This window comes from Actinoplanes sp. NPDC051411 (assembly GCF_040682075.1).
Classification (GTDB): domain Bacteria; phylum Actinomycetota; class Actinomycetes; order Mycobacteriales; family Micromonosporaceae; genus Actinoplanes.
The window spans coordinates 60,357-80,321 of sequence record NZ_JBFBAD010000003.1 but is presented as its reverse complement, the minus strand read 5'-3'; the positions used below and the strand labels follow the sequence as shown (position 1 = coordinate 80,321).

The following is a 19,965-nucleotide window of genomic DNA, read 5'->3' as shown; positions in this document are numbered from 1 at the left end:
TCACCGCTTTACCCGATTTTTCGTGATAAACGCGTGATTATCATGCGGCGGGGAACTCCTCGGCCAGCGCCGCGAATTCGGCGATCAGCGGGTCGCGGCGGGTGGACTCCCAGGCCAGGCTGACCCGGTTGGGCGGGATGTCGGCGATCCGCACCCACACCACGTCGGGCCGCGTGTAGAAGCGGGCCGTCGACAGCGGCAGCACCACGATGCCCCGCCCCGCCGCCACGTGCTCCAGCTTCTCCTCGACCGCGTAGGACGGTGGCGACGCCGAGGGAAGCGCGGGCCACTCCGGCACCGCGGCCGGGTCCTGCAACAGTCGGTCGTCGGCCAGCTCGGCGATCTCGATTGTCTCCTTGCCCGCCAGCCGGTGGACGGCCGGCAGCATCGCCACCCGCGGTTCGCCGAGCAGCGGCCGCAGTGTCAGCCCGCGCTTGTCGACCGGCAGCCGCACATAGCTCACGTCGACCCGGCCGTCGTGCACCACGTCGGTCTGGTCGTTCCAGCCGGTGCGCAGCAGGTCGACGGTGAGGCCGGGGTGCCGTTCGCGGAGCGCCCGCACGGCGTCGGTCACGATCAGGCCGGGCATGAAGCCGACGACGAACCGGTTCGGCCCGCGGGCCGCCCGGGTGACTCTCCGGCGGAGCGCTTCGGCGCCGGCCAGCAGGGGTACGGCGTCGGCCAGTAACTGGCGGCCGGCTGAGGTCAACTCGGTGGACCGTTTGTCGCGCCGGAACAGCGGGGCGTGCAGTTCGGTTTCGAGCGCCCGGATCTGCCGGGACAGCACCGGCTGGGCGATGTGCAGTTCGGCGGCCGCCCGGCCGAAGTGGAGGTGCCGGGCGACGGCCACGAAGTAGCGCAGTTTGCGCAGGTCGACGTCGATACCCTCAGGGTATTACAGAGGGCGGAACAGGTCTTGGACGGGCGCTTCCCGCCGGGCGCATCGTCGAGTCATGGAAATCAAGGATCAAAGCGTGGTCATCCTGGGTGGCACCAGCGGCATCGGCTACGCCACGGCCGCCTTGGCGGCCGCGCGCGGTGCGTCGGTCACGGTCGTTTCGAGTACGCCGTCGCGGGTCGCCGAAGCCGCGGCCACTCTCGGCGTCGCGGGCCGGGTCGCCGACCTCCGCTCCGCCCCGGTGTCGGTGTTCCAGGAGATCGGCCCGTTCGACCACCTCGTCTACACGGCCGCCGACCGGCTGTCGCTGACCCCGCTCGACGACCTCACACCGGAGAGGGTCCAGGCGTTCTTCGGCCTGCGCTACTTCGGGGCGCTGGCCGCGGTGCGGGCGGCCCGGCCGTTCCTGCGCCCGGGCGGCTCGATCACTCTGACCAGCGGTACCGCCGCCGACCGGCCCGGCCCGGGCTGGGCCGCCGCGGCGAGCGTCTGCGGCGCCATGGACGGCCTGACCCGGGCCCTCGCCGTCGAGCTGGCACCGATCCGGGTCAACGCGGTCAAGGCCGGCGTCACGCGTTCCCCGCTGTGGGGTGACGGCGCCGAGGTCGAGGAGATGTACGCGATGCTCGGCAGGTCGCTGCCCCTGGGCCGGGTGGGCGAGGTCGACGACGTGGCCGAGGCCTACCTCTACCTGATGAGCCAGCCCTACGCCACCGGCACGATCACGACGATCGATGGAGGTTCCGTCCTGGCTTGATCTTCGGCCCCTTCTGTAACTTATATTTACTGTTATGGATGGGATGAAGATCAGTCGCCGAGGGCTGCTCGTGGCCGCCGCTGCCGCCGCGTTGCCGATGCCCCGAGCTGCCACCGGCCGCCGCTTCTACGCCGGCAGCTACACCTCCTCCGGCGGCCCCGGCATACTGCTGGGCACGGCCGACCCGGCCACGGGCGCGCTGACCGTGCAGACCGGGAGCGCCGCGATCGCCGACCCGTCCTGGCTGGCCCTCGGCCCCCGGTCCCTCTACGCGATCAGCGAGTCCAACGGCACCGTCAGCGCCGTCGACCCGACGACGCTGGCGGTCCGCAACACGGTTCCGACCGGCTCCGGCCCGGCCCACGTGGCCGTCCAGCCGGGCGGGGCGTTCCTGTTCACCTCGCTCTACGACGGCGGCGCCACGGTCACCCACCCGATCGCCACCGACGGCACCGTCGAGGCCCCCACCGACACCCGCCGGCAGGGCAGCGGCTCGCACGCCCACGAGGTCGTCGCCGACCCCACCGGCCGCTACCTGCTGGCCATGGACCTCGGCCGGGACAGCGTCTTCGTCTATACCCTCGGCGGCAACCGGCTGACCCTCGCCCGGCAGGTGCCGTTCCCGGCCGGCACCGGCCCTCGCCACCTGGCCTTCCACCCCAACGCCGGGTACGCCTACCTGGCCGGCGAGAACGGCAACAACGTCACCGTGTGCTCGTGGCGGAACGGCGTCCTCACCCCCGGCCAGGTCCTGCCAGCGGCCACGGTCACGCCCAACTACCCGGGCGAGATCGTCACCTCATCCGACGGCCGCTTCGTCTACGTCAGCAACCGCGGCGCCAACACCGTCGGCGTCTTCACCGTCGGCGGCGACGGCGCCACCCTGACCCCGCTGGCCGCCCCGCCCTGCGGCGGCGACTGGCCCCGCAACCTGGCCCTCACCCCGGACGGCACCTGGCTCTACGTGGCCAACCAGAACTCGGGCGGCATCACCTGGCTCCCGGTCGACGCCACGACCGGCATCCCGGGCGCGGTCGCCGGCCACCTCACCGTTCCCGGCGCCGCGCAGATCGTGTTCTAGCGCCGGGCGAGCCGGCGGGCCCCGCCGCCGACCTGGTAGGGCAGCTCGTAGTGGGCGAAGACCCCGGGTTCGTCGGCGGCGGTGAGTTCGCCGTCGACGTCGATGCTCGGGCCGTCGCCGACGAGCTTCTTGGCATATCGCACCCGCACCGCGTCCGGTCGCACCGTCGCACCGCCGAGCGGCACGAAGACCAGCCGGTGCCGGCCGATCATGCCGACCCGGACGGTGGCGAAGCTGGGCTCGTCGGTGGCGGTGTCGACGTAGACGGCCTCCAGGTCACCGATCCGGTCGCCCTCGGGATCGATGACCTTCTGGCCGCGCCAGTCACGCAGGTTCTCAGCGGGGAACATGCACGCCACATACCCGGCAGGATGGATGGCATGCGCCTGGTCTCTCTGCTGCCGTCCGCGACCGAGATCGTCTACGCCTTGGGGCTCGGAGACGACCTGGTCGGGGTGACCTTCGAGTGTGACGAGCCGCCCGCCGCCCGCGCCGAGAAGACCGTCGTCGTCGGTGGCCGGGACACCCGGGGGATGACGCCGGCCGAGATCGACGCCTACGTCAAGGCTCGGATGGCGGCCGGGGAAGACCTCTATACGCTGCACGCGCGGGCGCTCGCCGATCTCGACGCCGACCTGATCCTCACGCAGGACCTGTGCCGGGTCTGCGCGCTGCCGTCCGGCCAGGTCAGCGACGCGCTCGACTACCTGGGATGTCGCGCCGACGTGTTGTCACTCGACCCGTACTCACTCGCCGAGGTTCTCGCGACCATCGTTGCGGTCGGGGAGGCTTCGGGCGTACGGGAAAGGGCGCTCGACCTCGTCGAGGCGCTCCGGGCCCGCCTGGCGCGGGTGGCCGCCCAGGTCGCCGGCGAAAGACGGCCGCGGGTGGCGGTCGTGGAGTGGGTCGATCCGCCCTTCACCGCCGGGCACTGGGTCCCCGATCTGGTCGTCGCCGCCGGCGGCGAACCGGTGGGCGCGCACGGCGGGCAGCGATCGGTCGAGACGACGTACGCCGAACTGGCCGCCACGTCTCCCGAGATCGTGCTGGTCACGCCGTGCGGCTTCCACCTGGACGGCGCCGCCGAGCAGGCGCACCGGATCAGACACCACTTCCCGAATGCGCAGGTGTGGGCGATCGACGGGGATGGACTGGTGGTGCGGCCGGGACCCCGCCTGGTCGACGGGGTCGAGGCGATCGCCGCGATCCTGCACCCGGACAGGCTGCCCGCGGCGAAGCCGGGTCAGCTCACGAGAGCGGCCTGACGCGGGCCCGACCAGCGCCCCCGGGCCGCCTCGCGGACCCGTTCGGCCCGGTAGAGCCAGGCGACGTCACGACCGAACGACCAGGTCAGCGACGCGAAGGCGATCGCCAGGGCGGCCACCGTCACGGTGTACGGCAGCAGGTGCGCCGTGGCGACCGCGAGCACGACGCCCTGCAGAGCGGCGACGACCTTGCGGGAGAACTTGGGCGGCAGCGCGGCGTTCAGCCAGGGCAGCGCCCACGAGGCGGCGACGAACAGGTAGCGGTAGGCGCCGAGGGCCACCGTCCACCAGCCGAAACGGTCACCGGCATAGACGCTGAGGACCAGGATCAGGAACGCGTCGATCTCCATGTCGAACCGGGCGCCGAGCGCCGATGTGCTTCCGGTTCGCCGGGCGACCTGCCCGTCCACCCCGTCGAGCGCGAGGGCGACGCCGGCGACCACGACCAGCACCGGCGTGCTGATCGGGTGGGTGAACGACGTCACCACCAGGGCGGTCACTCCGCCGACCAGAATCGCCCGGGCCAGCGTGACCGTGTTGGCCGGGCCGAGTTTCGCCATCGCCGCCCGCTGGAGGCCGGTCGACAGGAACGCGCAGAGGGCGAGGCCGTAGACCGCGCCGGCCAGCAGGCCCTCGGCGGTCAGGCCCTGGGTGACGGCGAGCGTGGCGAGCAGCACAACTTGGAGTGCAAGACCAGCCGCCGGCCCCCGTGAGGGGGTGGTCGTGGTCACTGCGGTACTGAGTGTCACCGTGCCTCCAGGTGCAAGATCGGCCGCCGCGTATGGTTGCCGCTGTCAGCGCTTTACACGCGCGGGGAACGCGATCGGTTCAGCGGTTGAGGAGACATCCCATGTCGGATGACGCGTCAGCGTTCTGGCTCGCTTCACCCGGAGCGGGTGAGATCCGCCCCGAACGGGTGCCGGCACCGGCCCGCGACGAGGTTCTGGTGCGGACTCTGCACAGCGGGATCTCCCGGGGAACCGAGACCCTCGTCTTCGCCGGCCGGGTGCCGGAGAGCCAGTGGGCCGCAATGCGGGCACCCTTCCAGGAGGGCGAGTTCCCGGCACCGGTCAAATACGGATATCTCAATGTCGGCGTGGTCGAGGACGGCGTGGCCGACCTGGTCGGGAAGACCGTTTTCTGCCTCTATCCGCACCAGACCCGCTATGTGGTCCCCGCCTCGGCGGTGACCGTGGTGCCGCCCGGCGTCCCGGCTCACCGGGCCGTCCTGGCCGGGACGGTCGAGACCGCGGTCAACGCTCTCTGGGACGGTTCCCCGCAGATCGGCGATCGAATCGCGATCGTCGGGGCGGGCATGGTGGGCGCGTCGGTCGCGGCCGTCGCGGCCGGGCTTCCGGGCGTACGCGTGCAGCTGGTCGACCCCGATCCGTCGCGTTCCGCCCTGGCGGACGCCCTCGGGGTTTCCTACGCCGCCCCGGCTGATGCCGACGGCGACTGTGACCTTGTCGTGCACGCCAGCGCGACCTCGGAGGGCCTGACCCGGGCCCTGGAGTTGCTCGCGCCGGAGGCCACGGTCGTCGAGCTGAGCTGGTACGGCGACCGTCAGGTCTCGGTGCCGCTGGGTGAGTTCTTTCACTCCCGCCGGCTGACCGTGCGCAGCAGTCAGGTCGGCGGCATCGCCCCGAACCGGCGCCGCACGTATGCCCAGCGTCTGGCCCTGTCCCTGGAGCTGCTGCGCGACCCGGTCTTCGACGCCTTGATCACCGGCCGGTCGCGGTTCTCCGAGCTGCCCGAGGTGATGCCGCGGCTCGCGGACGGTAGCCTTCCGGCCCTCTGCCATGTGATCGACTACCCCGAGGAGTAGACCCTTGTTCAGCGTCACCGTCCGCGACCACATCATGATCGCGCACAGTTTCCGGGGCGACGTCTTCGGACCGGCCCAGAAGCTGCACGGCGCGACCTTCGTGGTGGACGCCACCTTCCGCCGTCCGTCGCTCGACGACGACAACATCGTCGTCGACATCGGCCTGGCGCTCGAGAAGCTGCACGGCATCTGCGGCGCCCTGAGCTACCGCAACCTCGACGACGAACCGGACTTCGCCGGCATCAACACGTCGACCGAATACCTGGCCAAGGTGATCGCCGACCGGCTGGCCGCGGCCGCCGCGGACGGGTCGCTGGGCGCGGGCGCGTCGGGGCTGACCGGCATCGCGGTGACGCTGCACGAGTCGCACATCGCCTGGGCGTCCTACGAGCGCGATCTGTGAGTTCCCCGCTGTGGGCGGTGCTGCCGGGCGGGATCGACGACCCGGCGGCGCCGAGCGGCGGCAACCGGTACGACCGGGTGGTCTTGAGTCTGCTGGCCCGGGACGTGCACGAGGTCGCCATCCCCGGTTCCTGGCCGTCCCCCGGGCCGGCCGCACAGTCGGCTCTTGCCCGGGCTTTGACTGATATTCCCGATAAGTCTGATGTGCTGATTGACGGACTGGTCGCGTGCGGGGTCCCGTCGGTGCTGGAGCCGCACGCCCGCCGGTTGCGCCTGCTGGTGCTGGTCCACCTGCCGCTGAGCGACGAGACCGGTCTGCCGCGCTCGGAGCGGGACCGTTTGCGGGCTCTCGAACGCCGCACCCTGCACCTGGCCGACACCGTGATCGCCACGTCCTCCCCCGCCGCCCTCCGCATTTCCGAAATGCACGGCTTATCGGGCGTCGAAGTGGCCGCACCGGGAGTCGAGATGGCAGCGGCCGCGACGCCCGGCCCCGGCGGCCGACGGCTGCTCTGCGTGGCGTCGGTGACCCACCGCAAGGGCCAGGACCTGCTGGTTTCGGCGCTCGAGCAGCATCTGGCCGACCTCGACTGGCGATGCACGTTCGTGGGCGCCCTCCGGGAGCCGGTCCGCCACGCCGACCCGCGCATCACGTTTACGGGCCCGCTGGCCGGCGCCGATCTCGACGCCGCCTACGCCGGCGCCGACCTGTTCGTGCTCCCGTCGCGAGCCGAAACCTACGGCATGGTCGTGACCGAGGCCTTGGCCCGCGCCCTGCCGGTGGTAGCGGCCGAGGTCGGCGGGGTGCCCGAAGCGCTGGGCCGGGCGAGCGACGGCCGCCGCCCGGGCGTGCTGATCCCGCCCGATGATCCGTCGGCTCTGGCCGCCGCGCTGCGCGAGTGGCTCACCGACCCCGATCTGCGCGACCGCTGGCGAACCGCCGCCCGGGACCGCCGCCAGACCCTACCGACCTGGGCCGAGACCGCCCGTAGCCTCAGCGACATCATCGAAGGAGTCCCGCGATGACCGGAGAGTTCAGCGAGACCTGGCTGGGCCTGCGCGAGCCGGCCGACGCCGCGGCCCGCGCCAAGGACCTCGTCCAGCTGCTGCCCCCGACCGTCCGCACGATCCGCGACCTCGGCTGCGGCACCGGCTCCCTGGGCCGTTGGCTGGCACCCCAGCTCGCCACCCCCCAGCACTGGATCATGGCCGACCGCGACCCGGTGCTCCTGGAGTACGCCCAGGCCAACATGCCCTTCGACGGCGTCACGGTCACCACCGAGCTGAGCGATGTCACCGCGCTGACCGCATCGGATCTCGACGGCACCGACCTGGTCACCTGCTCGGCCCTGCTCGACATTCTCACCGCCGACGGGCTCGACAAGCTGGTCCAGGCGTGCGCCGACAGCCGCACCCCCGCCCTGTTCACGCTCAGCGTCACCGGCGAGGTGCGCCTGGACCCGGCCGACCCGAACGACACGTCGGTCCAGGACGCCTTCAACGAGCACCAGCGGCGGGACGGCAAGCTCGGACCGGACGCCCCCCGGGCCGCCAAGGCCGCGTTCGAGAAGGCCGGTGCGACCGTCGTCACCCGGGAGAGTTCCTGGCGGTTGGACGAAAACATGGCCGAGCTCACGGCCGAGTGGCTTCGCGGCTGGGTCGGCGCGGCCCAGGAACAGCGCCCTGACCTGCGGTTGGACGCCTATCTCGAGCAGCGCCGGCGGCCGATCCCGACCGCCACCGTCGGACACATTGATCTTTTAGCGATGTTCGGCTGAACCCTTTGTGCCCGCCCCGGCGTACTAGGGGATAACGGCCGAACGAGGGGACGAACGAACGTGACGCGATCGATCTGGGCTTGGCTGCGCATCCTGGGCGGGGCGGCGATCATCGCCGTGCTGCTGTGGCGGCTCGGCACCGGCGCGTTCCTCGACGGCCTGCGCGTGATCTCCGCGCCGGTTCTCGCCCTCGCGTTCGTCATCGGCGTGGTCACCACCGTGTTCAGCGCCTGGCGCTGGTGCCTGGTCGCGCGGGGCATGGGTCTGAAGCTGCGGATGCCCACCGCGGTCGCCGACTACTACAAGGCGCTCTTCCTCAACGCCGCGCTTCCCGGTGGCGTCCTCGGCGACGTCGACCGGGCGGTTCAGCACGGCCGCGACGAGGGTGACGTCGGCCGCAGCGTGCGGGCGGTCGTGCTGGAGCGCACCGCCGGCCAGATCGTCCTGCTCGGCGTCGGGGTGACGGTGCTGCTCACGGTCCCGTCACCGGTCCTCACCGAGCTGCACCGGCACGGCGCGACGGTCGCGGTCATCGGCGGCGCGGTCGCCCTGGCGGGCGCCCTGGTCTTCCTCGCCTGCCGGCGGTTGCGGCAGGGGGGTTCCAAGCTCGCGTCGGGCGTACGCACGACGCTGTCGGAGATCCGCACGGGCCTGCTCGCCCGGCGCAACTGGCCGGGGATCACGCTCGCCTCGACCGTCGTGCTGGCCGGGCACCTGGCGACGTTCGTGGTGGCCGCCCGGGCCGCCGGTTCGTCCGCTTCGCTGATCCGGCTGATCCCGCTGATGCTGCTGGCGCTGCTGGCCATGTCGCTGCCGGTGAACGTCGGCGGCTGGGGGCCCCGCGAGGCGGTGACGGCGTGGGCGTTCGGCGCGGCCGGCCTCAGCGCCACCCAGGGCCTGACGATCGCGGTGGTCTACGGCCTGTTCGCCTTCGTCGCGGCCCTGCCGGGCGCGATCGTGCTGGTGGCCCGGGCCGTTGCGCGGCTGCGGCTGGCCGCGACGGCTCGCGCTCTTCAGACCGTACGCACGGTGGCCCCGGTGTCGCCCGCCCCGGTCATGCGTTCGGCGGTCGCGCCGGAGCGCGAGCTGGCCCGCACCGGCGCCTAGAGGGACGCCGGTTCGTTGCCCCTAATCCGACAGCGTCCGATCCGAAGAGGCCCGACCCGAAAGGGCCCGGTCCGACAAGGCGTACCGCAGCAGCACCACGTCTCCGATCTGACGCACCGAGGCCAGCGTGGCCCGGTGCGTCGGCCCCCACGGGAACTTGCCGTCGGTGACGAAGCGGGGCGCCCGCGAATCGCCGACGAAGAACGGCGCGACGACCAGCTGGAGCTCGTCGACCAGTCCCGAGGTCAGGAACTGGGTGTGCATCGTGCCGCCGCCCTCGACCATGAGGCGGCCGACGCCGCGGCGGGCCAGGTCGGCGACGATCACGGCCACGTCGACCGGGTCGCCGCCGTCGGCCACCGTCGCCACCGCGCCGAGCCGCTCCCGGACCGAGGCGACCGCCGGGGCGGCACAGTAGACCAGCTTCTCGACGTCGCCGGCGGTGAAGAACTTCGCGGCCGGATCCAGGGCACCCCGGCTCGTCACGGTCACCTTCACGGGGGTGGGCGCCAGGCCGCGGGCCTCGCGGGCGGCGCGACGGTGCTCCGCGCGTACGAGAAGGCGCGGATTGTCCGCGCGGATCGTCGCCGCACCCACCAGGATCGCGTCGCAGGTCGCGCGCACTTCATCGACCCGGTCGAAGTCGGCGTCGTTGGAGAGCAGCAACCGCTCCGGACCGGTGTCGTCAAGATAGCCGTCAAGCGACATTCCGCAGCTCAGCAGCGTGTAAGGACGCTCAACCACCGATGATGCCTCCAGTCGAGCGACGATCGTCACCCAGCTCACAAGTTGCGTCCAAGATAATCCGGGCGACGATTACAGGCACATTTGCTGTCAGTCGCGGTGTCGTGACACGAGCTGCCGGCGGGGCGGATCAGCGGGGAACCATAAAGGAGGACCGATGTTGAAAGCCACGGTGAGGCAGCAGGTCACTGTCCCGCTGCGCTTCGGGGACGGATATTCCACCACCGCCCAGGTGATGACCTTCGACGGCCTGGTCGACAAGGAGGAGCATCTCGCGCTCGGGCTGGGCGACTGGCAGCGCGCGCTGAAGAAGTCGGCCGCCGGGGGCCGGGCTCCGCTCGTGCGCCCCCACAGCGAGTGCCTGACCGGCGACGTCTTCGGCAGCCAGCGCTGCGACTGCGGCCCCCAGCTGCGCGAGGCGGTGGAGCGGATCGCCGACCAGGGCGGCTTCCTGCTCTACCTCCGCCAGGAGGGCCGCGGCATCGGTCTGTACGCCAAACTCGACGCGTACGCGCTGCAGGACTCGGGGCTCGACACCTACGAGGCGAACGTGGCGCTCGGCCGGGGCGAGGACGAGCGCGACTACGCGGCGGCGGCCCAGATGCTGTCGGCGCTGGGCTGCGAGCGCATCCGGCTGCTCAGCAACAATCCCGACAAGGCGGTGCAGCTCGAGTCGTACGGCATCGACGTGACCCAGCGGGTCCCGACCGGGGTGCACATGTCGTCGGCCAACGTGCGCTATCTCGCCACCAAGGCCTCGCACACGGCTCACACGATCGAGCTCCCCCTGGCCGAGTAACGCGACCGGTCCACGGTCAGGCACCATAAGGTGACGGCCCGGCCGCACGCGCTACGCGAGCGGCCGAGCCGGCCCGGTTGTGCCGGATCGATGTAGTTCACTTCTTGCGGCAGTTCTGTCCAAGACTTGCCCATAATTGTCAACACCCTTTACGATCCCCCGGTACAACGGACGGGGGACGGGGGACGCCGCGCGCGTCCCCCGGGTTGTCCACAGGTGTGCGACCGATTGTCGGTCCCCCTCTGTACTGTCGCGGGGTGACTTCTCCCGCCTTCGAGGTCCTCAGCACGGTCTTCGGCTATTCCGAGTTCCGTGGGCAGCAGCGCGACATCATCGAGCACGTGATCGGTGGCGGCGACGCGCTGGTCCTGATGCCGACCGGCGGCGGCAAGTCGCTGTGCTATCAGATTCCGGCCCTGGTGCGCCCGGGCACCGGCGTGGTCGTCTCGCCGCTCATCGCCCTCATGCAGGACCAGGTCGACGCCCTGCGCACGGCCGGGGTCAAGGCCAACTTCATCAACTCCTCGCAGGACTTCGAGGAGCGCCGCATCGTCGAGGCCGAGTTCGTCAACGGCGACCTCGACCTGCTCTATGTCGCACCCGAGGGCCTGGGCACGGCGAACGTGCAGCGGCTGCTCGACCGGGGCAAGATCTCGCTGTTCGCGATCGACGAGGCGCACTGCGTCTCCCAGTGGGGCCACGACTTCCGCCCCGACTACCTCGGCCTGTCGATGCTGCACGAGCGCTGGCCCGACGTGCCGCGCATCGCGCTCACCGCGACCGCGACCAGCGCCACCCGCGAAGAGATCGCGACCCGCCTCGAGCTGACCGGCGCCCGCCACTTCACCTCCAGCTTCGACCGGCCCAACATCCAATACCGCATCGTGCCCAAGGCCGAGCCCCGCAAGCAGCTGCTCGACCTGCTGCGCACCGAGCACGCGGGCCACGCCGGCATCGTCTACTGCCTGTCCCGCGCCACGGTCGAAAAGATCGCCGAGTTCCTGAGCGCCAACGGCGTTCCCGCCCTGCCCTACCATGCCGGCCTCGACAGCCGCACCCGCGCGTCCAACCAGTCCCGCTTCCTGCGCGAAGACGGCCTGGTCATGGTCGCGACGATCGCGTTCGGCATGGGCATCGACAAGCCCGACGTGCGGTTCGTCGCCCACGTCGACCTGCCCAAGTCGGTCGAGGGCTATTACCAGGAGACCGGCCGGGCCGGCCGCGACGGGCTGCCGTCCACGGCCTGGCTGGCGTACGGCCTGCAGGACGTCGTCCAGCAGCGCAAGATGATCGAAAGCTCGGACGGCGATGTCACGTTCCGGCGCAACGCGTCCAGCCACCTCGACGCCATGCTGGCCCTGTGCGAGACGGTCACCTGCCGGCGCGCGCAGCTGCTGGCCTATTTCGGTCAGGACCCGTCCGGCGCCAACTGCGGCAACTGCGACACCTGCCTCACCCCGCCCGAGTCGTGGGACGGCACGGTCCCGGCGCAGAAACTGCTGTCCACGGTGTTCCGGCTGCAGAAGGAGCGCGGGCAGAAGTTCGGCGCCGGCCAGTCGATCGACATCCTCCTCGGCAAGAAGACCGACAAGATCGCTCAGTTCCGCCACGCCGAGCTGTCGGTCTTCGGCATCGGCGCCGACCTGGGCGAGGCCGAGTGGCGCGGCGTGGTCCGCCAGCTGCTGGCCGCGGGCTACCTGGCGGTCGAACCCAACTATGGCGCCCTGGTCCTCACCGAGCGCAGCGCCGAGGTCCTCCGCGGCGGCGCCAAGGTCATGATGCGCCGCGAGGTGAAGCCGGCCCGCCCGTCCCGCTCGTCCCGCAGCGCGGCCCCGGCGGCCGTCCCGGTCGACTTCCCCGAGTCGGCGACCCCCCTGTTCGAGCACCTGCGCGCGTGGCGGGCGGCAACGGCCAAGGAACAGGGCGTCCCGGCCTACGTCATCTTCCACGACGCCACGCTCCGCGCGATCGCGACGCTGCGCCCGGCCACCCTGACCCAGCTGGGCACGATCAGCGGTGTCGGCCAGAGCAAACTGACCAAGTTCGGCCAGCCGGTCCTCGACGCGATCGCCGAGCTGCCCGACACCCCGTCCACCACCCCCGGCCCGGCCGGAGGCTCGCGCTTCGAACCCGGTTCCGGCGCCGGAGCGGGCTCGCGATGGGAACCCGATCGCTTCGCGGGGAGCGGCTCGCGCTCCGAGCCGGATCGCGCCACCACGCCCTCACCGGCCGCGGGCTCGCCGCCCGCTTCCGGCCGGGCCGGCTCAGGGGGCGGCGCCCGGCGCGGGGCCGGCTCGCGGTTCGGCTCCGAGGGTGCGCGGCCGCCCGTTCCGGCCCAGCCCGGCGTGCCGGGCGGGGAGTCGCTGTGGGCGGAGGGCGAGCTGGACGAGCCGCCACTGGAGGAGCCCGACTACTACGAGTTCGGCGACGACGTGCACTGATTCCGGCGTGCTCAGGCCGGCCGGTCTTCGTCGTCGACGACCGTCGCCGCCAGGGCCGGCGCGAGTTCCCGCATGCGGCGGATCGTCGGCTCGTCGGCGTGCCGCACCTCGATCACGTCCTCGTCGTGGAAGAACGGCACCACCCGGCCCGAGGGGTGTCCGGTCCAGCAGGCCACGGGCGGGCAGGCGATCCAGCGCCGGCCGGACGGCACCGTCGCCTCGATGCGGGCCATCGTCCGGAAGTCCGGCTCGGCCGCGGCCAGCCGCTCCCACTCCTCCGGCCGGATCGGCGTTCCCCGGGTCAGGTAGCGCGCGTTCACCACGAACGCCCCGGGGCCGCGCTGGCGTCTGACGACCTGCTCGCCGTCCCGTTCGAAGACTTCGCCGTCGTCGCCGATCACCCACGCGTCCAGCCGCGACGCCAACTCCGTCATCCGGCGGATGAACTCCTCTCGCGGGTTCTTCGACCGGAGCCGACCGTTGTCGAACATCAGCCCGCCCTCGCCGGCCGTCCACTCGACGAAGCACAGGTCCGCCCGGCACGGTGCGTCGTCCGGCACGACCAGGTCGGGCTCGTCCCGCAGGACGGCGACGACCTCGGCGAGAAGAATCGGGTACCGCGAGCTGTCGAACGACGTGAACGCCCGGGTGATGTGCAGGTCGTAGCCCATCCCGCGATCCTGGCAGTCCGCCCGCGCGGCGGGAAGCCCGGTGATCACCACCGGCGGGCGGCCAGTCGATGCCCCGATCATCCGCCGGCCTGGGCCTGGGCGTGCGGGCCTGGAGCCTGGGCGTGCGGGCCTGGGCGTGCGGGCCTGGGCGTGCGGGCCTGGGCGTGCGGGCCTGGGCGGGTGGCCCGCTGAGTCAGGGGTTCTGGATCGCCCGGGCCAGGATGCGGGCGGTCGCCGCCGCGTCGGCGGCCGCGTCGTCCACCGTGGCCTGACGGTCGGCGTAGAGGCCGCTGCGCCACAGCGTGGCATAGCCGTGTGCGGCGGCGAACGCGCGTTCGACGAGGTTGAGCGCGGCCTTGGCATCGCCGCCGGTGATGGACAGGGCGGCCTGAAGCGGCGGCTCCATGACCGCGCGGCCGGCGTCCAGCAGGTCCTCGTCGCTGTCGCCGCGCAGCTCCGCGGCGAAGATCAGGTCGAGGCCGAAGCCGTGCTCGGCGGTGAACAGCGTGTAGACCGCCGCGGACGCCCCCAGGTTCGCGACCGGGTCGGATCCGGGCAGGCCGGTCCAGGGGCAGGTCGCCTCGAACCGGGCGGTGAGGTTGCGCGCGGCCGTGGTCGCGGCCGCGACCAGCAGCGCCTGCCGGCTCGGAAAGTGCCGGTACGGCGCGCCGCTGCTGACCTCGGTGCGGCGGGCGACCTCGGCCACCGACAGCGCCGCGACTCCCCGTTCGGCGATCAGCGCGAGCGCGCTCTCGACCAGCGCGGCCTTCAGATCGCCGTGGTGGTAGGCGGCACGCTTCGACACGACGCCAGCCTACATGCGGTCGATCACACTCCGTTGCCTCCGGCGTAAGAGGTCTCTTACATTGTGAGAGCACTCTTACATCGAACTCCGGAGGTCCTCGTGACATCAACCATCACCGCTCTGACGTCGACCGTCGCCCTGGTCACGGGGGCCAGCAGCGGCATCGGCCGGGCCACCGCGCTGCGGCTCGCCGACCGGGGCTCCGCCGTCGTCCTGGTCGCCCGGCGCCAGGACCGCATCGACGTCCTGGCCAAGGAGATCGCCGACCGCGGCGGCCGGACGGTCGCGCTGGCCGCCGATCTGACCGACCCGGGGCCCGCGACCGGCGCCGTCGACGGCGCCGTCGAGCGGCTCGGCCGCCTGGACATCCTGGTCAACGCGGCCGGCGTCATGCTCACCGGCGATTCGGTCGCGGCCCCGCTGCACGAGTGGCAGCAGATGGTCGACATCAATATCAACGGCCTGCTCTACGTCACCAGGGCCGCCCTGCCCCACCTCATCGAGGCCGCCGCCGACAGCCCCCGGCAGGTCGCCGACGTCGTCAACATCAGCTCGATCGCCGGCCGCTTCCCCATCCTCAACGGCGCGGTCTACAACGCCACGAAGTTCGGGGTCACCGGCGCGACCGAGGCCTGGCGGCAGGAGTTCACCCGGCGCAACGTCCGCTTCTCGGTGGTCGAGCCGGGCCTCACCGAGACCGAGCTCTTCGGCCACCAGCAGCCGGCCGTCCAGGAGCGCCTGGCGGCCCGGTTCGCCGACGTGGAACGCCTGCACGCCGACGACATCGCGGAAGCCGTGGAATACATCGTCACCGGCCCCCGCCGCCGCGCCGTGGCCGAAATCGTCCTTCGCCCCACCGACCAGGTCTGAACACGAAGCCCCACCGACCAGGTCTGAACACGAAGCCCACCGACCGGGTGTGAACACGAAGCTCCACCGAGCAGGCGTGAACACGAACCGGCCGGTCCCGCGGAAACACGGGACCGGCCGGGGCGAAGGCCGCGTCAGGCCGGCTTGCGCCACATCCGGAAGAACGGCGTGCCGTCGGGCAGCGGCATCTCGAACGGATCCATGTCGACGTAGCCGTGGCGGCGGTAGAGCCGCACGTTGTCGGCGTTCGTCGCCTCGAGGTAGGCCGGCGTGCCGGCCGCGTCGAGTTCGGCATGGGTCCGCCGCATCAGCAAGCTGCCGAGGCCGTGGTGCTGCTCCTCGGGGTGCACGGCGAGGAAGGCGAGGTGCCAGTGCTCGTCGTGCGGGTGGTGCTTGGCGAACAGCTCGTCGAGGGCCTGGAACCGGTCGAGGTACTTTCCGGCCAGCGCGGCCAGCCGCTCCTCGTAGTTTTCCGGGTCGGGTGCCTCCCGGGTGTAGTCGAACCACACCGCGGTGGCGGCCAGGCCATCGCCGCCGGGACGGTCGATCACGTCGATCCGGCCGTACGACTGGGCGTGCTCGGTGAGCAGGGTGAAGAAGTCGGCCATCACGTTCACCCGGTCCGCCAGCGGCGGCACCAGGTAGGCGTCGGCGAGGAGGTCGTTGAAGGCGTACGCGATCAGATAGCCGACCGCCGGGATCTCGTCCTCCCGGGCGGGCCGGATCACGAACTGATCACTCATGCGCGGGGGTCCTCCTCGTTACCGGACATCGCGGCGGAGAAGCCGCCGGTCGAGCTGACACTGCGGGCGCCGAGGCCGATGCCCGCGTAGATCTGCGGGCGGCTGCCGCGCAGCACGAGGGCCCAGATGATGCCGGCGACCGTGACCACGGCGAAGGCGGTCGGCACGACCCAGGTCGGCTTGCTGCCCGGGTCGACGCCGAACAGCTTCGCGATGTTGCTCAGTGTCAGGTACGACATGACCAGCAGGAGAATCGTGCCGAGGACCGGTGCGCCGACGCGGTGCCACACGTCCTCGCCCTCCGGGTTGCGGGCGAAGTAGCCGATGACCGCGATCGACGTGACCGTGATCAGCAGCAGCACGCCGATGCCGCCGCCGGTGCCGCCCCAGAAGAACAGCTGGACGAGCGGGTCCCACCCCATGAACGCGTAGAGCGCGATCACGACCAGGCCGACCACCGACTGGGCGATCGAGCCGTTCTTGGGCGCGCCGGTGCCGGGCACGGTCTTGCCGAACAAGCGGGGCAGCACACCTTCGCGGCCGAGCGAGAACGTGTACCGCGCGATGATGTTGTGGAACGAGATCATCGCGGCGATCAGCGAGGTCAGGAACAGCGCGTGGCCCAGGTGCAGCGCGGCCGAGCCGAGCCGGTCGGACGCCACGTTGAAGAACAGGTCCGGGCCTTCCTTGCCCGCCCGGTCGACCACGCCGGAGCCGGCGGCCGAGATCATCGCCCACGAGGCGAAGCCGTAGAGCAGGGCGATCAGAGCGATCGCGATGTAGGTCGCGCGGGGGACGGTACGCCGCGGGTCGCGCGACTCCTCACTGAAGACGACCGACTGCTCGAAGCCGACGAAGCCGGTGACCGCCATCGCGAGCAGCGCGCCCGCCCCGGCACCGACCAGGCTGTGCGGGTTGATGGGGGCCGACGAGGCGTGGAAGTTGGGCGACAGGATGTCGCTGAAGCTGAACACGACGACGAGCACGATCTCGGCGACCAGCAGCGTGGCCAGCACCTTGCCGTTGACCGCGACGTCGCGTACGCCCAGGATCGCGACCAGCGCCCAGCAGATGAGCGCGAGCCAGTACCACTTGATGTCGAAGCCGAACCAGTCCTTGAACAGCGGCGCCGCGATCGCACCGAAACCGCCGTAGGACGCGCACTGGAACATGTTGTAGGCGACCAGCGCGACCCACGACGCGCCGACACCGAGGGGCTTGCCGATGCCCCGCGCGATGTACGCGTAGAACGCGCCCGCGTTGGCGATGTGCCGGGCCATCGCGACGTAGCCGACCGCGAAGATGGCGAGCACGAGGGCGACCGCGATGAAGGCGATCGAGATGCCGGTGAGGCCGGTGACCGCGAGGCCGGTGGGAACGACGCCGGCGACCACGGTCAGCGGGGCGGCCGCCGACATCACGAAGAACACGACCGCCGGGACCCCGAGGCGGTCCTTGGCTAGCGCATTCGATAACTGACTTTCTTCCGAAACGGAGCTTGCGGTGGTAGCCACGCGGTTTCTCCAAGAGGGGGTTGGTTGAGGGGAAGGGTGGTTCAGGCGCGTCGGGCCATCACGGCGTCGCCGACCGCGGCCTCGGCGTGCGCGACGAGTTCCTGCAGCATCGCGGGCATCCGACGGCGGAGCTGGTCGAACAGCGCCGGGCGGCCGCGCGCGTCGAGGGTGACGAAGGCCTGCTGGTCGAGGCCGGTGGCCAGGATCAGGCCGGAGAGCACCAGGTCGGAGACGTCGAGCAGCTCGCCCCGGGACACGCAGGTGCGCACCCGGGTGGCCGGCCAGCCGGCCGTCATCGAGTCGGCGGGCACGAAGTAGACCTTGGTGCCGCCGATCAGGCTGCGTTTCTCCTGCCGGGTGACGTGGCCGCCGCGGGAGAGCCGGCGCTCGACCAGGTCGACCGCGACTCCGGTGGCCAGAAACGAGATCCAGTCGCGGACCACGCGGTGGCTGCCCTCGCGAAGCAGCTGGTCGAGGACCGCGGTGGTCGCCGGGTCGCCGGTCGGGCGATCGTCGATGATCACGATCTTGCTGTCGACGACGTCCAGCCGTCGCCAGAGCACGAGCTCGGCGAGGAGGGCGGCGGACAGACCGAGGCCGAGTGTCGCCGGGGAGAGCAGACACTTGCCGCGGACCGTGTCATGCGCGGTGAGGAACAGGTCGTCGGCGAGAGGCAGCTGCGGCGGTGACGCCACGGCGGGCCTCCTCTCCAGGGAAGGGACCCCAAAAGTGATTACGCAGGGTCACTCGAATGGGGTACAGCTGAGGGTTACTGTGAGCGTTCCCCCGCACGACCCCGCGTAGCATGCCAAAGTGACGGGATCGGCGCAATGTCCTGTGCGGACAAACCTGAAGTCCACCTAGGATGCATTCTGCATGTCAGTGTTACCAGCGCATTTATAAAAACGGTTGAAAAGACATCGAGTAATTTCAACCGATTGGCGTACGTCCTCCAAACCCGGTCCGAACGGTTCTCTTACGTGCCGGATCTACGTTCGGCACATGACGGACCGTCGCGAGATGTCTCATCTTCTACGCCGGGTAATGTTCGGCCCGACCTCGGCCGAGGTCGACGCGGCACTGCGGTCCGGCGTCGAACGCACAGTCACGACGATGCTCGCTCCAGCGACACCGGTCGATCTGCCGGATGTCGGGGCGGAACCACAGGTCTCCGCCGACAGCGACAAAACAGCGCGCCAGCAGGCACGCCAGGCCCAGCAGAAGCAGGTCGCCGCCGCTCTCGACTGGTGGCTGGGGCGCCTGGCCGCCGGCCGGACCGGCGCCGAGAAGCTGGTCTTCTTCTGGCACGGCCACTGGGCGACCAGCGCGCAGAAGGTGCGCTCGGCCCACCTCATGCTCGGCCAGCAGCAGACTTTCCGGCGCTACGGCCCGGGCGACACCGGCGCGCTGACCCGGGCGATGTTGCGCGATCCTGCCCTGATCATCTGGCTGGACGGGCAGAAGAACACCCGCAAGGCCCCGAACGAGAACCTGGCCCGCGAGCTGATGGAGCTGTTCACGCTCGGGGTCGGGAGCTACACCGAGAACGACGTCAAGGCGGGCGCCCGCGTGCTGACCGGCTGGGTGGTCGACAAGGCGACCGGCCGGGCGACGCTCAAACCGGCCCGGCACGACGACGGAACGGTCACCCTGCTCGGGCGGACCGGCACGTTCGACGTCGACGCGTACGCGGATCTTCTGACTCAGAATGAGCACCACCTGCCGTTCCTGGCCCAGCGGCTGTGGGTCCGCTACGGCTCGGGTGCCGCGCCGTCGGCGGCGGCGACCGGCCGCATCGCCGCGGCCGGGCGCACCGGCGGCGCACTGCTCAAGGCGGTGCTGACCGACCCCGAGTTCCCGGCCACCAACGGGCAGCTGGTCAAGCAGCCGGTCGAATGGCTGATCGGGGCGGTGCGCCAGCTCGGGCTCGACGTCACCAAGGTCAAGGCCCCGGCCGCGCTGAAGGCGCTGGGCCAGGTGCCGTTCCGGCCGCCGTCGGTCGGCGGGTGGCCGGCCGGCGACGCCTGGCTGACCACCTCGTCGACCGAGGCACGGATCAGAACCGGTCAGGCGCTGGCCGCGCAGGCGAAGGCGGCGACCGACCGGCTGACCGGCGCCGACCGCCTGGAGGCGCTGGCCGACCTGCTCGTCGTCGACGGCTGGAGCGACCGCACCCGGGCCGCGCTGACCGGCATCAAGGACCCGCGCCGCCTGCTCGCGCTCGGCCTCGCCAGCCCCGAGTACGCCGTCCACTGAGGAGACCCG

Annotated in this window: 20 protein-coding genes and 1 pseudogene; 12 read left to right on the top strand and 9 right to left on the bottom strand. The window is 71.4% G+C overall.

Going from position 1 to position 19,965, the window contains the following annotated elements; translation table 11 throughout:
• Window positions 1-40: 40 nt before the first annotated feature.
• Window positions 41-862 (bottom strand): LysR substrate-binding domain-containing protein, encoded by an 822-nt coding sequence (locus AB0M88_RS02335; RefSeq protein WP_364094450.1) that lies wholly within the window; start codon window positions 860-862, stop codon window positions 41-43.
• 91 nt (window positions 863-953) lie between these two features.
• Here AB0M88_RS02335 and AB0M88_RS02330 point away from each other — a divergent pair, with 91 nt between their 5' ends.
• Entirely contained in the window at window positions 954-1,655 is a 702-nt protein-coding gene (locus AB0M88_RS02330) for an SDR family oxidoreductase (RefSeq protein WP_364094145.1), read from the top strand.
• Window positions 1,656-1,689: 34 nt separating this feature from the next.
• A complete protein-coding gene (locus AB0M88_RS02325; RefSeq protein ID WP_364094142.1) occupies window positions 1,690-2,736 on the top strand; it encodes a lactonase family protein in 1,047 nt (348 codons plus the stop codon).
• Here the strand turns inward: AB0M88_RS02325 and AB0M88_RS02320 are convergent.
• Window positions 2,733-3,086 (bottom strand): PRC-barrel domain-containing protein, encoded by a 354-nt coding sequence (locus tag AB0M88_RS02320; protein ID WP_364094139.1) that lies wholly within the window; start codon window positions 3,084-3,086, stop codon window positions 2,733-2,735. The two genes, AB0M88_RS02325 and AB0M88_RS02320, sit on opposite strands and share 4 nt — an antisense overlap.
• Before the next feature lie 30 nt (window positions 3,087-3,116).
• Here AB0M88_RS02320 and AB0M88_RS02315 point away from each other — a divergent pair, with 30 nt between their 5' ends.
• Complete coding sequence (locus tag AB0M88_RS02315; RefSeq protein ID WP_364094136.1) at window positions 3,117-4,001, top strand: ABC transporter substrate-binding protein; 885 nt, start codon at window positions 3,117-3,119, stop codon at window positions 3,999-4,001.
• Here the strand turns inward: AB0M88_RS02315 and AB0M88_RS02310 are convergent.
• The gene (locus AB0M88_RS02310; RefSeq protein WP_364094133.1) at window positions 3,980-4,678 is read right to left on the bottom strand and encodes a CDP-alcohol phosphatidyltransferase family protein; all 699 of its coding nucleotides are present in this window, start codon (window positions 4,676-4,678) and stop codon (window positions 3,980-3,982) included. The genes AB0M88_RS02315 and AB0M88_RS02310 overlap by 22 nt on opposite strands.
• Before the next feature lie 173 nt (window positions 4,679-4,851).
• Here AB0M88_RS02310 and AB0M88_RS02305 point away from each other — a divergent pair, with 173 nt between their 5' ends.
• From AB0M88_RS02305 to AB0M88_RS02285, 5 genes are read left to right on the top strand one after another with little or no spacing between them, the layout of a single operon-like run.
• Window positions 4,852-5,826 (top strand): zinc-binding alcohol dehydrogenase, encoded by a 975-nt coding sequence (locus tag AB0M88_RS02305; RefSeq protein WP_364094130.1) that lies wholly within the window; start codon window positions 4,852-4,854, stop codon window positions 5,824-5,826.
• A 4-nt stretch (window positions 5,827-5,830) separates the two neighbouring features.
• Window positions 5,831-6,229: a 6-carboxytetrahydropterin synthase gene (locus AB0M88_RS02300; RefSeq protein WP_364094128.1), complete on the top strand. Its 399-nt coding sequence runs from the start codon at window positions 5,831-5,833 to the stop codon at window positions 6,227-6,229.
• Window positions 6,226-7,254, top strand: coding sequence for a glycosyltransferase family 4 protein (locus AB0M88_RS02295; protein ID WP_364094125.1), 1,029 nt, complete (start codon window positions 6,226-6,228; stop codon window positions 7,252-7,254). The genes AB0M88_RS02300 and AB0M88_RS02295 overlap by 4 nt, the downstream gene beginning before the upstream one ends.
• On the top strand, window positions 7,251-8,006 hold the full coding sequence (locus AB0M88_RS02290; protein ID WP_364094122.1) for a class I SAM-dependent methyltransferase: 756 nt from the start codon (window positions 7,251-7,253) through the stop codon (window positions 8,004-8,006). The genes AB0M88_RS02295 and AB0M88_RS02290 overlap by 4 nt, the downstream gene beginning before the upstream one ends.
• A 60-nt stretch (window positions 8,007-8,066) precedes the next feature.
• On the top strand, window positions 8,067-9,113 hold the full coding sequence (locus AB0M88_RS02285; RefSeq protein WP_364094120.1) for a lysylphosphatidylglycerol synthase transmembrane domain-containing protein: 1,047 nt from the start codon (window positions 8,067-8,069) through the stop codon (window positions 9,111-9,113).
• A gap of 21 nt (window positions 9,114-9,134) precedes the next feature.
• Here AB0M88_RS02285 and AB0M88_RS02280 read toward each other — a convergent pair whose 3' ends face one another.
• Complete coding sequence (locus AB0M88_RS02280) at window positions 9,135-9,857, bottom strand: dihydrofolate reductase family protein (protein WP_364094117.1); 723 nt, start codon at window positions 9,855-9,857, stop codon at window positions 9,135-9,137.
• A gap of 157 nt (window positions 9,858-10,014) precedes the next feature.
• Between AB0M88_RS02280 and ribA the strand changes: the two genes are divergently transcribed.
• Both ribA and recQ read left to right on the top strand, forming a co-directional pair.
• Window positions 10,015-10,656 carry a GTP cyclohydrolase II gene (gene ribA, locus AB0M88_RS02275; RefSeq protein ID WP_364094115.1) on the top strand — a complete coding sequence of 214 codons (642 nt, stop codon included), beginning with the start codon at window positions 10,015-10,017 and terminating at the stop codon, window positions 10,654-10,656.
• A 242-nt stretch (window positions 10,657-10,898) separates the two neighbouring features.
• Window positions 10,899-12,725 (top strand): annotated as a pseudogene (gene recQ / locus AB0M88_RS02270) (DNA helicase RecQ); the annotation flags it as partial.
• Window positions 12,726-13,108: 383 nt separating this feature from the next.
• Here the strand turns inward: recQ and AB0M88_RS02265 are convergent.
• A complete protein-coding gene (locus AB0M88_RS02265; protein WP_364094113.1) occupies window positions 13,109-13,768 on the bottom strand; it encodes a hypothetical protein in 660 nt (219 codons plus the stop codon).
• 193 nt (window positions 13,769-13,961) lie between these two features.
• Window positions 13,962-14,573 (bottom strand): helix-turn-helix domain-containing protein, encoded by a 612-nt coding sequence (locus AB0M88_RS02260; RefSeq protein WP_364094112.1) that lies wholly within the window; start codon window positions 14,571-14,573, stop codon window positions 13,962-13,964.
• 99 nt (window positions 14,574-14,672) lie between these two features.
• Between AB0M88_RS02260 and AB0M88_RS02255 the strand changes: the two genes are divergently transcribed.
• Window positions 14,673-15,443 (top strand): SDR family NAD(P)-dependent oxidoreductase, encoded by a 771-nt coding sequence (locus AB0M88_RS02255; RefSeq protein WP_364094109.1) that lies wholly within the window; start codon window positions 14,673-14,675, stop codon window positions 15,441-15,443.
• 134 nt (window positions 15,444-15,577) lie between these two features.
• Here AB0M88_RS02255 and AB0M88_RS02250 read toward each other — a convergent pair whose 3' ends face one another.
• From AB0M88_RS02250 to AB0M88_RS02240, 3 genes are read right to left on the bottom strand one after another with little or no spacing between them, the layout of a single operon-like run.
• Window positions 15,578-16,186 carry a GNAT family N-acetyltransferase gene (locus AB0M88_RS02250; protein WP_364094106.1) on the bottom strand — a complete coding sequence of 203 codons (609 nt, stop codon included), beginning with the start codon at window positions 16,184-16,186 and terminating at the stop codon, window positions 15,578-15,580.
• Window positions 16,183-17,700 (bottom strand): APC family permease, encoded by a 1,518-nt coding sequence (locus tag AB0M88_RS02245; protein WP_364094103.1) that lies wholly within the window; start codon window positions 17,698-17,700, stop codon window positions 16,183-16,185. The genes AB0M88_RS02250 and AB0M88_RS02245 overlap by 4 nt, the downstream gene beginning before the upstream one ends.
• Window positions 17,701-17,741: 41 nt before the next feature.
• Entirely contained in the window at window positions 17,742-18,395 is a 654-nt protein-coding gene (locus AB0M88_RS02240; RefSeq protein WP_364094100.1) for a GPP34 family phosphoprotein, read from the bottom strand.
• Between the two features lie 307 nt (window positions 18,396-18,702).
• On the opposite strand from AB0M88_RS02240, the gene AB0M88_RS02235 reads away from it, so the two are divergent.
• Complete coding sequence (locus tag AB0M88_RS02235; RefSeq protein ID WP_364094098.1) at window positions 18,703-19,956, top strand: DUF1800 domain-containing protein; 1,254 nt, start codon at window positions 18,703-18,705, stop codon at window positions 19,954-19,956.
• Window positions 19,957-19,965: the final 9 nt, after the last annotated feature.